The sequence below is a fragment of the Thiofaba sp. EF100 genome, assembly GCF_039822285.1.
Classification (GTDB): Bacteria; Pseudomonadota; Gammaproteobacteria; order Halothiobacillales; family Halothiobacillaceae; genus Thiofaba.
Genome location: NZ_JBAJEY010000004.1, coordinates 91,839 through 104,883, shown reverse-complemented (window position 1 = coordinate 104,883; position 13,045 = coordinate 91,839). Strand labels below are relative to the sequence as shown.

At 66.0% G+C, this 13,045-nt stretch carries 13 protein-coding genes; 8 read left to right on the top strand and 5 right to left on the bottom strand.

Features of this window, described 5'->3' with window-relative positions; translation table 11 throughout:
- The first annotated feature begins 3 nt into the window (after positions 1-3).
- The 6 genes from V6D91_RS08435 (at position 4) to V6D91_RS08410 (ending at position 5,710) form a co-directional block, all read left to right on the top strand.
- On the top strand, positions 4-1,377 hold the full coding sequence (locus V6D91_RS08435; protein ID WP_347319518.1) for a TRAP transporter large permease subunit: 1,374 nt from the start codon (positions 4-6) through the stop codon (positions 1,375-1,377).
- 17 nt (positions 1,378-1,394) lie between these two features.
- On the top strand, positions 1,395-3,743 hold the full coding sequence (locus tag V6D91_RS08430) for an EAL domain-containing protein (protein ID WP_347319517.1): 2,349 nt from the start codon (positions 1,395-1,397) through the stop codon (positions 3,741-3,743).
- Between the two features lie 83 nt (positions 3,744-3,826).
- A complete protein-coding gene (dusB, locus tag V6D91_RS08425; RefSeq protein WP_347319515.1) occupies positions 3,827-4,813 on the top strand; it encodes a tRNA dihydrouridine synthase DusB in 987 nt (328 codons plus the stop codon).
- Positions 4,810-5,064, top strand: coding sequence for a DNA-binding transcriptional regulator Fis (fis, locus tag V6D91_RS08420; RefSeq protein ID WP_347319513.1), 255 nt, complete (start codon positions 4,810-4,812; stop codon positions 5,062-5,064). Before dusB ends, fis begins: the two co-directional genes overlap by 4 nt.
- Before the next feature lie 56 nt (positions 5,065-5,120).
- The gene (locus V6D91_RS08415; RefSeq protein ID WP_347319511.1) at positions 5,121-5,306 is read left to right on the top strand and encodes a hypothetical protein; all 186 of its coding nucleotides are present in this window, start codon (positions 5,121-5,123) and stop codon (positions 5,304-5,306) included.
- Positions 5,306-5,710, top strand: coding sequence for a DUF423 domain-containing protein (locus V6D91_RS08410; protein ID WP_347319509.1), 405 nt, complete (start codon positions 5,306-5,308; stop codon positions 5,708-5,710). Before V6D91_RS08415 ends, V6D91_RS08410 begins: the two co-directional genes overlap by 1 nt.
- A 49-nt stretch (positions 5,711-5,759) precedes the next feature.
- Here the strand turns inward: V6D91_RS08410 and pyrE are convergent, their stop codons facing one another.
- Together pyrE and mscL are read right to left on the bottom strand one after the other, a co-directional pair.
- Positions 5,760-6,401: an orotate phosphoribosyltransferase gene (gene pyrE / locus V6D91_RS08405; protein ID WP_347319507.1), complete on the bottom strand. Its 642-nt coding sequence runs from the start codon at positions 6,399-6,401 to the stop codon at positions 5,760-5,762.
- 55 nt (positions 6,402-6,456) lie between these two features.
- Positions 6,457-6,888: a large conductance mechanosensitive channel protein MscL gene (gene mscL, locus V6D91_RS08400; protein WP_347319505.1), complete on the bottom strand. Its 432-nt coding sequence runs from the start codon at positions 6,886-6,888 to the stop codon at positions 6,457-6,459.
- An 80-nt stretch (positions 6,889-6,968) separates the two neighbouring features.
- Between mscL and purD the strand changes: the two genes are divergently transcribed.
- Complete coding sequence (purD, locus tag V6D91_RS08395; RefSeq protein ID WP_347319729.1) at positions 6,969-8,249, top strand: phosphoribosylamine--glycine ligase; 1,281 nt, start codon at positions 6,969-6,971, stop codon at positions 8,247-8,249.
- Between the two features lie 135 nt (positions 8,250-8,384).
- Positions 8,385-9,752: a Fic family protein gene (locus V6D91_RS08390; RefSeq protein ID WP_347319503.1), complete on the top strand. Its 1,368-nt coding sequence runs from the start codon at positions 8,385-8,387 to the stop codon at positions 9,750-9,752.
- A 48-nt stretch (positions 9,753-9,800) separates the two neighbouring features.
- On the opposite strand, the gene rho is transcribed toward V6D91_RS08390, so the two are convergent.
- The 3 genes from rho to V6D91_RS08375 all read right to left on the bottom strand — a co-directional run bounded on the left by rho (position 9,801) and on the right by V6D91_RS08375 (position 13,043).
- On the bottom strand, positions 9,801-11,057 hold the full coding sequence (gene rho / locus V6D91_RS08385) for a transcription termination factor Rho (RefSeq protein WP_347319501.1): 1,257 nt from the start codon (positions 11,055-11,057) through the stop codon (positions 9,801-9,803).
- 174 nt (positions 11,058-11,231) lie between these two features.
- Positions 11,232-11,558: a thioredoxin TrxA gene (gene trxA, locus V6D91_RS08380; RefSeq protein ID WP_347319499.1), complete on the bottom strand. Its 327-nt coding sequence runs from the start codon at positions 11,556-11,558 to the stop codon at positions 11,232-11,234.
- 99 nt (positions 11,559-11,657) lie between these two features.
- Entirely contained in the window at positions 11,658-13,043 is a 1,386-nt protein-coding gene (locus V6D91_RS08375) for a diguanylate cyclase (protein ID WP_347319497.1), read from the bottom strand.
- Positions 13,044-13,045: the final 2 nt, after the last annotated feature.

Sequence of the window (13,045 nt, the reverse complement as noted above, 5' to 3'; positions counted from 1 at the left end):
CCCATGGACGCCCTCTGGCCGTTGCTCCTGTTCCTCGCCGTGTTTGCCGGGCTGATGGTCGGCTACCCTGTCGCCTTCACCCTGGCGGGTGTCTCGCTGACGCTGGCCCTGCTCGGCAGCGCCTTCGGCGCCTTCGACCTGAGCCTGCTCGAAGCCCTGCCCAACCGCATCTTCGGGGCCATGAGCAGCGACACCCTGGTCGCCGTGCCCCTGTTCATCCTCATGGGCGTGATCCTTGAGAAGGCACGCATCGCCGAAGACCTGCTCGGCAGCCTCGCGGGCCTCGCCGGCCAGCGCCCGGGCGCGCTCGCCTTCGCCGTGCTGCTGGTCGGCGCCCTGCTCGCCGCCAGCACCGGGATCGTCGGCGCCACCGTGGTGACCATGGGGCTTCTCGCCCTGCCCGCCATGCTGCAGCGTGGCTACGATGCGCGGCTTGCGTGCGGCACCATCTGCGCCGCGGGCACGCTCGGCCAGATCATCCCCCCCTCCATCATCCTCGTGCTCTTGGGTGACCAGCTCTCCTCGGCCTACAGCCAGGCCCAGCTCGCGCAGGGCATCTACGCGCCCAAGACCGTCTCCGTGGGCGACCTGTTCGCCGGGGCACTGATCCCCGGCCTGCTGCTGGTCGTGCTCTACGCGCTCTACCTTGCCTGGCTCGCCTGGAGAAGCCCGGCGCGCATGCCGGCCGCCCCGGCCAGCGAGCCCCGCGCATCGATCGGCCCACTGCTCCAGTCCCTGTGGCCCCCCATGCTGCTGATCCTGGCCGTGCTCGGCGCCATCCTCGGCGGCATCGCCACCCCCTCCGAGGCCGCTGCCGTCGGCGCGGCCGGCGCCCTGCTGCTGGCGGCCCTGCGCGGGCAGTTGAACCGCGCCATGCTGGCCGATGCGGCGCGCGCCAGCACGCGCATGACCAGCATGGTGTTCCTGATCCTGATCGGCGCATCCCTCTTCTCGCTGGTGTTCCGCGGGTTCGGCGGCGACGACGTCGTGCATGAATGGCTCGGAAGCCTGCCCGGTGGCGTCATCGGTGCCATGCTGGTGGTGATGCTGGTGATGTTCCTGCTCGGCTTCATGCTCGATTTCATCGAGATCATCTTCGTGGTCGTGCCCATCGTCGCGCCCATCCTGCTGATGATGGGCCTCGATCCGATCTGGCTGGGCATCATGATCGCCATCAACCTGCAGACCTCCTTCCTCACCCCGCCCTTTGGCTTCGCCCTGTTCTACCTGCGCGGCGCGGCGCCCGATGCCATCACCACGCTGGACATCTATCGCGGCGTGGTCCCGTTTATCGCCTTGCAAGTCGTGATGCTCATCATCCTGGCCATCTTTCCAGGCCTTGCGACGGCCCTGCCTGCCTGGGTCTATGGTCACTAACCCGGCGTAGGCCCGCTATGCCACGCTCGCTCACTGTCAAGCTGCTTCTACTGGTCAGCCTCACCGCACTACCCATGCTCCTGGCCCAGGTGCTGCTTGCCCAAGCCTGGCGCGAAGAGCAGGTGGAGCAGGCCAAGGCGCAGCTGATCACCCACAACGCGCGGGCCGCCGAGCACCTGCGCATGCTGCAGGAGCAGGCCAAGCAAGCCATCGAACTGCTGGCACAGCACGATTGGCCGATCGAGGATCACGCCGCCTGCACCCTCGAGGCGCAAAAAAACCTGGCCACCCTACCGGGTATGTTTGCCAACCTGCTGGTCGTCGCCCCCAACGGGCAAGTGCTGTGCAATGCCAAGGCGCCAGACAAGTTGCACAACCTGGCCGATCGCGATTATGTGCAGCGCACCCTGCAACGCAACGCTACCGGCATCGGCGGTTTGATCACAGGCCGCACCACAGGGACCCCTGTGATTGGTCTTGCCACCCCTCACCGCAACGCGCACGGGGAAATGGACTACCTGCTCGCCACCTCCATTGAGCTGAGTGAGGTCACCCGCCAGCTGGATGCCAGGCTGCCCTCTTCCATACGCTGGTGGATGCTGGATGAGCACGCCACGGTGATAGCCAGCAACGATCCCAACCGCGCCGTCGTGGGCAAGCCCCTAAACGATGAGGGCCTCATCCAAGCCTTGTGGCCCCTCCCGCCTCCGACCGTCCTTCGCCACCACACCGCAGCGGGGGAGGCTTGGCTCGTCAGCCAGCTGGTGGTCGGTGACAGCGCTTTGGGTGACCGGCTGGTCCTCGCCCAACCCATCGCCTCCATCCTCGCGCAGATCGACACCCCGCTGTACTTGGCTGCCGCCTCCAGCCTCATCGCCCTGCTACTCGCCCTAGGAGGGGCCTGGGCCATCGCCCGCCGATTCCGCCGCAAACGCATCGAACCCTTGCTGACCGCCTTGCATCGCATCGAGCATGGTGATTTCAGCGTCCGCCTCGCCGCCCCGGTTGGGCGTGATGAACTTGACACCCTCACGCGGGCCATCGACCACATGGCCGAGACCCTCCAGGCTCAAAACCAGCGCATTGCCTCTCAACAGGCCACGCTGGTCTACCAAGCCCAGCATGACCCGCTCACCGGCCTGCCCAACCGGCTGATGATCGCCAACAGCTTCGCCAAGGCCAGTGCCGAGGCCAAACGCCACGGCGAGCGCATGGCGCTGTTGATCCTGGATCTCGATCATTTCAAGACCATCAACGAAGGGCGCGGCCATACCCTCGGCGACCAGCTGCTGGTCGCCATCGCCACCCGCTTGAGCCAAACCCTGCGGGAAACCGACACCCTGGCCCGCATCGGCGGCGACGAATTCCTGATCCTGCTGGAGCGCATCACCCGGGATGAGCAGGTGATCGAGGCTCTCAAGCGCATCCAGCAGGTGTTCAGGGAGCCCATCCTGGTCGACGGGGAGCGCTTCGAGCTGACCACCAGCATCGGCATTGCGCTCTACCCGAGCGACAGCGTCGACTTCGAGAAGCTGATGCAGCAGGCCGATGCAGCCCTGCATCAGTGCAAGGCCGAGGAGCGCAACAGTTACCGCTTCTTTGCGCCCAAGCTTACCGAGGCCGCCGAAGAACAGCTCGCCATCGAGCAGATGATCCGCGATGCGCTGCGCCTGGGCTGGTTCAGCCTGCACTATCAGCCGCAGATCAAGCTCGCGGATGGGCAACGGGCCGGCGTCGAGGCCCTGCTGCGGCTCAATCACCCGGACAAAGGCCTGATCCCGCCAGGCCAGTTCATCCCGGTTGCCGAGGAGAGCCATCTCATCATCACCATCGGCGCCTGGGTGATCAAAGAGGCCTGCCAGCAGATGGCCCGCTGGCGCAAGATGGGCCAGGCCCCGGCTTACGTCGCGGTCAATGTCGCCGCCCGGCAGATCCTGCATGACGATCTGCCCGCCACGGTGCGCGCTGCCTTGCAGGAGAGTGGCATCCCGCCCGAGTGCCTGGAACTTGAAGTGACCGAGGCCAGCTTTCTCAAGCATACGGATGAGGTGCTCAAGAAGCTCGACACGCTTCACGCCATGGGGGTACGCATCGCCCTGGACGACTTCGGTACCGGCTACTCCTCGCTGGCCTACCTGCGCCGTCTACCGCTGGATCGGCTGAAGATCGACCAGAGCTTCGTGCGCGACATGCTGCATGACAAGCATGACGAGGCGATCGTGCGCGCCATTATCCAGCTCGGGCGGGCGCTCGACCTGGAGGTCGTAGCCGAGGGCGTGGAAACCGAGGGGCAGGCCGATTACCTGCTCGCCCTAGGATGCCCGCTGGGGCAAGGGTATCTGTTCGGTCGCCCGCAGCCAGCCTGAGCAAAACGCCTTGGGAGGGCACCTTGAAGCCCACCGCCCTTGCCGCTATGATCCCCGCCCCCTCCACGCCCCAAGATCCGGCCATGCGCATCGGCCCGTACACCCTCGACGCCCCACTCGCCCTCGCGCCCATGGCCGGCGTCACCGACCGTCCGTTCCGCCAGCTGTGCAAGGCCTTCGGCGCGGGACTTACGGTGGGGGAGATGTCGGCCAGCAACCCGCGCCTTGCCCATACGCGCAAGAGCCTGCTGCGCCGCCCGCACGTCGATGAGCCCGAGCCGCGCGCCATCCAGATCGTCGGCAACGATCCGGCCCTGATGGCTGATGCCGCCCGCCTGGGTGTGGACCAGGGGGCACAGATCGTCGACATCAACATGGGCTGCCCGGCCAAGAAGGTCTGCCAGAAGGCCGCGGGCTCCGCCCTGCTCGGCGATCTTCCGCTCATCGGCCGCATCCTCGATGCCGTGGTGCGCGCGGTCGACGCGCCGGTCACGCTCAAGATCCGCACCGGCCTCGATGCCGAACGGCGCAACGCGGTGGCGGTGGCGCGCATCGCCGAGGCCGCAGGCATCCAGGCGCTTGCCATCCACGGCCGCACCCGTGCCGACCTGTTCAGGGGCGAGGCGGAATATGACACCATCCGCGCGGTACGCGAGGCCGTTTCCCTGCCGCTGTGGGCCAACGGCGATATCGACTCACCCGCCAAGGCCCTCGCGGTGCTCGGCCACACCGGGGCGGACGGGGTGATGATCGGCCGCGCCGCCCTCGGCCGGCCCTGGCTGTTTGCCCAGCTGAGGGCGGCCCTCGAGGGCCGGCCTATCCCCGAGTCACCGGGGCTTGAGGACAGGCTCGCGATCATCCTGCGCCACCTGGATGGCCTGTATGAGCTATATGGTGTGCAGCAGGGGGCGCGTGTTGCACGCAAGCACATCGGCTGGTATTGCACAGACTTGCCGGGTGGCGATACTCTTCGCGCCCGATTCATGACCATCGATGACGCCGAAGCGCAACGCGCCGTACTCATCCAGCATTTCGCCGGCTGCTTGACCCGTCCGAAGGAGGCCGCATGAACCCGCCCACCACCCCGCTGCATGAGGCCGTACGCGCTGCCCTGGAGCACTACTGGCGCACGCTGGAAGGGGATGAGCCGCGCGATCTTTACGCGCTGGTGCTGCGGGAGGTCGAGCGGCCGCTCTTGGAATGCGCCATGCGCCATTGCGAGAGCAACCAGACGAGGGCGGCCGCCTGTCTTGGCATCAACCGCGGGACCCTGCGCAAGAAACTGCGCGAGCATGGACTGGAAGCCGAAACCGGATCTTGAATTTTTTCCGCCCCATCCCTATCCAAGGTTCGCTTGCATCAACTTGCGAGGCTGACATGACCAACCGCAAATCCATCGAAGACATCGCCGAGGATCTCTGGTCCGTGCCTGAGACCGTCGACATCAACGAAGAGGCCCTCAAGGCCAAGGCCGCCCTGAACAAGGACGCGCGCCGCCGTCTGGACGACCTGATGGAAGAACGTCGCCTGAAGAAGGCGATCGAGGACGATTACCTCGACTGATGGGCAGGACCGCCGGCGGGAGCGCGCGCCTCTTCCTGCTCGCTGGCACCGTGCTGGGCGGGCTCGGCGTGGCGCTTGGCGCCTTTGGCGCGCATGGCCTGAAGAAGGTACTGGATGCACGCCTGTTCGAGGTCTACGAGACCGCGGTGCTGTACCAGTTCCTGCATGCCTTCGCCCTGCTGATCGCCGGTCTGTGGCTGCGGCAGGGAGGCGCAGCGGGCCTGCTTCGCCTCGCCGGCGCCTCCTGGCTCGCCGGGGTGGCCCTGTTCAGCGGCAGCCTCTACCTGTACGTCGCAAGCGGCGTGCACTGGCTCGCCTTCATCACCCCCATCGGCGGGACGCTGTTCATCCTCGGCTGGCTGGCCGCCGGATGGGCGGCGTGGAAGCATCCTTCCGCCCCCTGAGTGCTGCCCTACCCTTTGCAACGCACCTCACGGCCCTAGGCCGGCGGCATTACACCCCGTAGGCCGCGCGGTAGGCCTCCACGGCCGGAAGCTGGCCCGCGAACTTCGCATCCCCCCGCATCAGCTCGACCAGGTCCGCCAGGCCCGCGATCGCCAGCGCCTTGAGGCCATGCTCCCGCTCCACCTCCTGGATGGCCGAAAGCTGCCCCTGGCCACGCTCCTGACGGTCCAGCAGCACCGCCACGCCCACCGCCTGCGCACCGGCCGCGCGGATGATGCCGAGCGATTCGCGGATCGCCGTACCGGCGGTGATCACATCATCGATGATCAGCACCCGGCCCGCGAGCGGCGCGCCGACGATGCTCCCCCCCTCGCCGTGATCCTTGGCCTCCTTGCGGTTGAAGGCCCAGGGCACGTCGCGGCCATGCTGCTCGGCGAGGGCCATGGCGGTGGCTGCCGCCAGCGGGATGCCCTTGTAGGCCGGCCCGAACAGCATGTCGAACTCCACCCCCGAGCGCACGATCAGTTCGGCGTAGTAACGCCCGAGGCGGCTGAGGGCCTCCCCGGTGTTGAACAGGCCGGCATTGAAGAAATAGGGGCTCACGCGCCCGGACTTGAGGGTGAATTCACCGAAACGGAGCACTTCGCGCTCGAGCGCGTAGCGCAGGAAATCCTGGGACAGACTGGACATGAAGGAATGCGCCTTGCCAAAAACCAGAGGAAAAGGCGCATTCTAGCAGCAGGGCTTACTTCTTGAGGCTGTCGCGGATCTCGCGCAGCAGCAGGACCTCTTCCGAAGGCGTCGGCTCCGGGGCCGGCTCGGCGGCCTTGGCCTCCTCGTGGTGGCGGCGCAGGCGGTTCATCAGCTTGATCACCATGAAGATGGCAAAGGCGATGATGGTGAAGTCCACCATGGTCTGGATGAACGCGCCATAGTTGAGCGTCGCCACGCCCGCCTCCCTGGCGGCCGCGACCGTGGGAAAATCCCCCTCGCCCAGGGGGAGGAAAAGGTTGCTGAAATTGATTCCGCCAAGCAGCAGCCCAAGCGGCGGCATGATCACGTCCTTGACCAGCGAATCGACGATCTTGCCGAAGGCCGCGCCGATGATGACCCCCACCGCAAGATCAAAGGCATTGCCCTTGATGGCAAACTCCCGGAACTCGGTAAGCAAACTCATGCTGACTCTCCCTTTATGCGGCAGACCTCCCACCGCTTCACGTTTACAATGCATTCAAAAGTAGCAGAGAGGAACGCATGATGAAGATTCTGGTCATCGGCTCCGGCGGCCGCGAGCACGCCCTGGCCTGGAAACTGGCCCAATCCCCGCGGGTGGCGAAGGTCTTTGTTGCCCCAGGCAATGCCGGCACCGCGCGCGAGGCCAAGTGCGAGAACATCGCCATCGGGGCCACCGACGTCCCGGCCCTGTTCGCCTTTGCCCGCGACCAGGGCATCGACCTGACCGTGGTCGGTCCGGAGGCGCCGCTGGCTGCCGGGGTGGTGGACACCTTCCGCGACGGCGGCCTCGCCATCTTCGGCCCCACCCGGGAGGCCGCCCAGCTGGAGAGCTCCAAGGCCTTCGCCAAGGACTTCCTTGCCCGCCATCGCATCCCCACCGCGGAGTACCGAGTGTTCACCGAACTGGCCCCGGCGCTGGATTACATCCACGACCGCGGTGCGCCGATCGTGATCAAGGCCGACGGCCTCGCCGCCGGCAAGGGCGTGGTGGTGGCCATGACCCAGGCCGAGGCCGAGGCCGCCGTGCGCGACATGCTCGGTGGCCAGTTCGGGCAGGCGGGCGCGCGGGTGGTGATCGAAGAGTTCCTCGATGGCGAAGAGGCGAGCTTCATCTGCATGGTGGACGGCCAGAACATCCTGCCCATGGCCACCAGCCAGGACCACAAGCGCGTCGGCGAGGGGGATACCGGCCCCAACACCGGTGGCATGGGCGCCTACTCCCCCGCGCCGGTGGTCACCCCGGAGATCGAGGCGCGCATCATGCGCGAGATCATGGAGCCGACCGTGCGCGGCATGGCCCTGGACGGTCTGCCCTACACCGGCTTTCTGTACGCCGGGCTCATGATCGACCGCGAGGGCAACTCCAAGGTGCTGGAGTTCAACTGCCGCTTCGGCGACCCGGAGACCCAACCGATCATGATGCGCCTGAAGTCCGACCTGGTGGAGCTGCTCGAGGCCGGCATCGGCGGGCGGCTGGATGCGGTGGGCGCGGCCTGGGATCCGCGCGTCGCCCTCGGCGTGGTCATGGCCGCCGGCGGCTACCCCGGCGAGATCCGCACCGGCGATGCCATCGACGGCCTCGACACCCCGCAGCCTGAATACGTGAAGGTGTTCCACGCCGGCACCCGCCTGGACGAGGCCGGGCGCGTCGTCACCGCCGGCGGCCGCGTGCTGTGCGTCACCGCCCTCGGCGAGACCGTGCACGAGGCCCAGCAGCGCGCCTACGCCGCGGTGGACACGATCCGCTTCGAGGGCGGCTTCTGCCGCCGCGACATCGGCTGGCGGGCCATCCAGCGCGGCTGATCAACAGGGGCGCAGCCTCCCAAGACAACGCCGGCTTTCATGCCGGCGTTGTCTTTTGGCGTGTTGACAGGGCAAGACGCAGGCACCAATCTATCAAAAAACTATCAATTTAAATTGAATTGATAATTCATTGATATGAAAATCCCCCTCCCCCCACCCAACATCCGTGACCTGCTCAGCAGCATGTCTGCGCACGAGCTTCTGCAGGTCATGAACCTGCAGCCGGGGCCGCTGGTCAACGGACGCTACCTGCACTGGGATGAGCTACGCCATCGCCCCGTCCCGGAGGGCCTAAGCCACGAACAGCTGTGGGCCGCTGTGCGCATGGCACGGCAGAGTCAACTCAAGCCCCTGCCCCTGCTGCTGGACAAACACGACCGGCCCATGCGCTTTGCCATGCCCGAGCCCGTCCTGAGGCTCCTCAGCTACATCGACAAAAACGCGGCAGGACAGATCAGCCTGCCGGATCAGGTGGTGAGCGGACATGACCGGGATCAGTACATCGTCCACTCCCTGATCGAGGAGGCCATCACCTCCAGCCAGCTGGAAGGGGCGTCCACAACCCGCCTCGTCGCTGAAGCGATGCTCCGGGAGGGGCGCAAGCCGCAGGATCGCAGCGAGCGCATGATCTTCAACAATTTCCGCGCCATGCAATGGATCCGCGCGCACAAGACCGAGCCCCTGAGCCCGGAGCTCGTCCTCGAGCTGCATCGGCTCGTGACCGAAAACACGCTGGAGGAGGCCGATGAGGCGGGGTGCCTGAGGCGGCGGGATGATGTACGCGTGGTGGACCAGCGCAGCAGCACCGTTTTGCATGAGCCGCCCGCCGCAGCGACGCTCCCCGAACGCCTGGAGCGCCTCTGCGCCTTTGCCAATGGCAGCGAGGACGATGAGCCGTTTGTCCCCCCCGTGCTGCGCGCCATCCTCCTGCATTTCATGATCGGCTACGACCACCCCTTCGTGGACGGCAATGGCCGCACCGCACGTGCCCTGTTCTACTGGAGTATGGCGCGGCAGGGGTACTGGCTCATGGAATACCTCTCCATTTCCCAGATCATCAAGCGCGCACCCGCGCGCTACGCCCGCGCCTTCCTGCACGTCGAGACCGACGACAACGACACGACCTATTTCCTGCTCCACCAGCTGGAAGTCGTGCGCGAGGCCATTTGGGCCCTGCATGAGCATCTCAAGCACAAGAGCGCGGAGCAGCGGGCAACCGAACGCCTGCTACGCACCTCAAGCGCCTTGCGCGGACGCTTCAACCATCGCCAGCTGGCCCTGTTGACGCATGCGCTGAAACATCCGGGCGAGACGTACCTCATCGAAGGCCATCAGCGCTCGCATGACATCGCCTACGCCACGGCGCGGGCCGATCTCTTGGACCTCGCCGCCGCGGGCTTGCTGGAGGTGGGAAAGCGAGGGCGGGCCCTGGTCTTCATCGCACCGGACGATCTTCGCCAGCGCATTCAAGGCGCAGAAAAGGTCGACGTGCCGCCTGAATAACAACGCCGGCATAAAAGCCGGCGCTGTCGTTTCCAGGATGCAGCGCCATCAGCGCTTCATCGAATCCCAGAATTCGTTGTTGGTCTTGGTCTTGGTCAGGCGGTCGAGGAGGAATTCCATCGCCTCCAGCTCGCCCATGTTGTGCAGGAACTTGCGCAGGATCCACATCTTCTGCAGCTCTTCCACGTCGGTGAGCAGTTCCTCGCGACGGGTGCCGGAGCGGTTGATGTCGATGGCCGGATAGACCCGCTTCTCGGCGATCTTACGGTTGAGGTGCACCTCGCTGTTGCCGGTGCCCTTGAATTCCTCGTAGATCACCTCGTCCATCTTCGAGCCGGTGTCGATCAGGGCGGTGGCGAGGATGGTCAGGCTTCCGCCCTCCTCGATGTTGCGCGCCGCGCCGAAGAAGCGCTTGGGCTTCTGCAGGGCGTTGGCGTCCACACCGCCGGTCAGCACCTTGCCGGAGGACGGCTGGACGATGTTGTAGGCGCGCGCCAGACGGGTGATGGAGTCGAGCAGGATCACCACATCCCGCTTGTGCTCGACCAGGCGCTTGGCCTTCTCGATCACCATCTCGGCCACCTGGACGTGGCGGGTCGCCGGCTCATCGAAGGTGGAGGCGATCACCTCGCCGCGCACCGTACGCTGCATCTCGGTCACCTCTTCCGGGCGCTCGTCGATCAGAAGCACGATCAGGTAGCACTCGGGATAGTTGGCGGTGATGCTCTGGGCGATGTTCTGCAGCATCATCGTCTTGCCCGCCTTTGGGGGGGCGATGATCAGGCCGCGCTGGCCCTTGCCCATCGGCGCGACGATGTCGATCACGCGCGCGGTCAGATCCTCGGTGCTGCCGTTGCCACGCTCCATGCGCAGGCGCTTCTCGGGGTGCAGCGGGGTGAGGTTCTCGAACAGGACCTTGCTCTTGGTGTTCTCCGGCGGCTCGAAGTTGATCGAGTCGACCTTGAGCAGGGCAAAGTAGCGCTCACCATCCTTCGGCGGGCGGATGGTGCCGGCCACCGTGTCCCCGGTCTGCAGGGAGAATCGGCGGATCTGGCTCGGGGAGACGTAGATGTCATCGGGCCCTGCGAGGTAGGAGCCGTCCGGCGAGCGCAAAAAGCCGAAGCCGTCGGAGAGGATCTCCAGCACCCCCTCGCTGTAGATCGCCTCGCCCGTCTTGGCGTGGGCCTTGAGGATGGCGAAGATCAGGTCCTGCTTGCGCGCGCGGGCCACGTTCTCGATGCCCATGGACTCGGCGAGGGCCAGCAGTTCGGCCGCCGGTTTTTTCTTGATTTCGGTCAGATTCATGCGAGGGAAGGATTGAATGCAGGGATGCACACGACCCGCAAAGGTCACGGCAGGGAAGGATCGGGATGGTGCAGAATGTGCTTTGAACGGCAGGCGAATGCCGACCGCGGGGAAAAACTAACATGCCCCGCGGGACGCGTCCAGAGAAAGATGGACACGCCCGGGGGCAACGCCTCAGAGCTGGCCGTCGAGGAAGGCCGCGAGCTGGGACTTGGACAGGGCGCCGACCTTGGTCGCCGCCACGTTGCCGTCCTTGAACAGCATCAGGGTCGGGATGCCGCGGATACCGTACTTCGGCGGGGTCCCCGGGTTCTCGTCGATATTGAGCTTGGCGACCTTGACGCGGCCGGCGTATTCGCTGGCGATCTCGTCGAGGATGGGGGCGATCATGCGGCATGGACCGCACCACTCGGCCCAGTAGTCCACCAGGACCGGCATGTCGCTCTTGATGACTTCCTGCTCGAAGCTGGCGTCAGACAGGTAAACAATGTTGTCGCTCACGCGGTCGTCTCCTTCGTGGCTTTCAGGGGCCGGCCCCCGGGGCCGGGTTGGGATGAATTCTGCGGCCAGCCTGGGTGCATTGCAAGCCGTCACAAGACCTCAACCGACCACGCAGCGGTTGCGTCCGCCCTGCTTGGCGGCATACAGGGCCTGGTCGGCGCGCTCGAACAGTTGGTCCGCCGTGTCATTGGCACGCAGCTGGCTCAGTCCGCAGGATAGCGTAATCCGAAGCGGCTTGTCGCCATAGCGGAACGGCGCCGCCGCGATGCTCTCGCGCAGGCTGTCCGCCTTGGCAAGGGCATCCATCACGCTGGTGTTGATGAACAGCATGATGAACTCCTCGCCGCCGTAGCGCGCGACGAAGTCGGTTTCGCGCACCTCCTGTGCCAGTTTCTGCGCCACGATGCGCAGGGCCTTGTCGCCCGCCTTGTGACCGAAGGTATCGTTGATGGCCTTGAAGTGGTCGATGTCCCACACGGCCAAGGTCAGCGGCTGCTTGTGGCGCTTGAAACGGGCCAGTTCCAGCTTGACGCGCTCATCCAAGGCCAGACGGTTGGGAATGCCGGTCAGCGCGTCGATCAGCATGCGCTCGCGGCTGGCGCGCAGGTTCTCGCGCAGCCCCTCGGTCTCCTTCTCCAGGAGCAGGATGCGCCCGCGCATGGTGGCGGTGGTCTGCTCCATGCGCTGGAGCAGGCGATCCTCCGATTCGCGCAAGCTGGTCATGTGGGCCCGCAGGCGGTCGAGGCGTGTGCTGATGATGGCCTTGAGCTGGTTGACGTCATTGACCGCCGTGATGTCCTGCTCCAGGCCGCGCATCTGGCTGTCCATGGCGTCATGCAGGGCCAGGCGCGTCCCCGTGTCGTCATGCAGGAGTTCGATGTCCGACTGAACATCCCGGTCCAGCTCGTTGAGGGTGTCGGTGAGCTGCTTGAGGAACCCCGCCAGGTCATCCTTCTCATGCTCAAGCTGCTTGCGCATGTCATTGACCAGACCCGCCGCCTGATCGATCAGCACCGTCGTCGCCCCCTCGCCCGGCAGCCCCAGGGCCTCCAGCAGGTCGGACTTGCGCTGTTCCAACTCATGGGTCAGGACCAGTTTTTCCAGCAGCACCGCGAGGAAGCGCCGCGCCAGCGCAGCCCGGTCGTCCAGCTCGGGCGCCTCCGCCGGGGCAACGTGGGACTCGCGCTCGACCTCTTCGCTTCGTGTCTCCAGGGTACGCAGTTCACTGACCAGCTCGTTCAGCTGGGCGAGCAGGCGGCTCAGAGGCAGACGCCCTTCGGGCGCGGCCTTGACCTCCTGACGCAGGGCGGACAGACGCGCCTCGAGCGGGGGGTAGGCCTTCTCCGCCGCGAGCGTGAGGCGCCCGAGGGCAAGACGGAGCAGCTCTTCCGCCGTGCCGAGGCGTTCGTCGCGCTCCTCGAGGGTTTGCAGGGTGTCGAGGTAACGACGCTTCCAGTCTTCGCCTTCGCTGGCTTGTGCGGTCATGA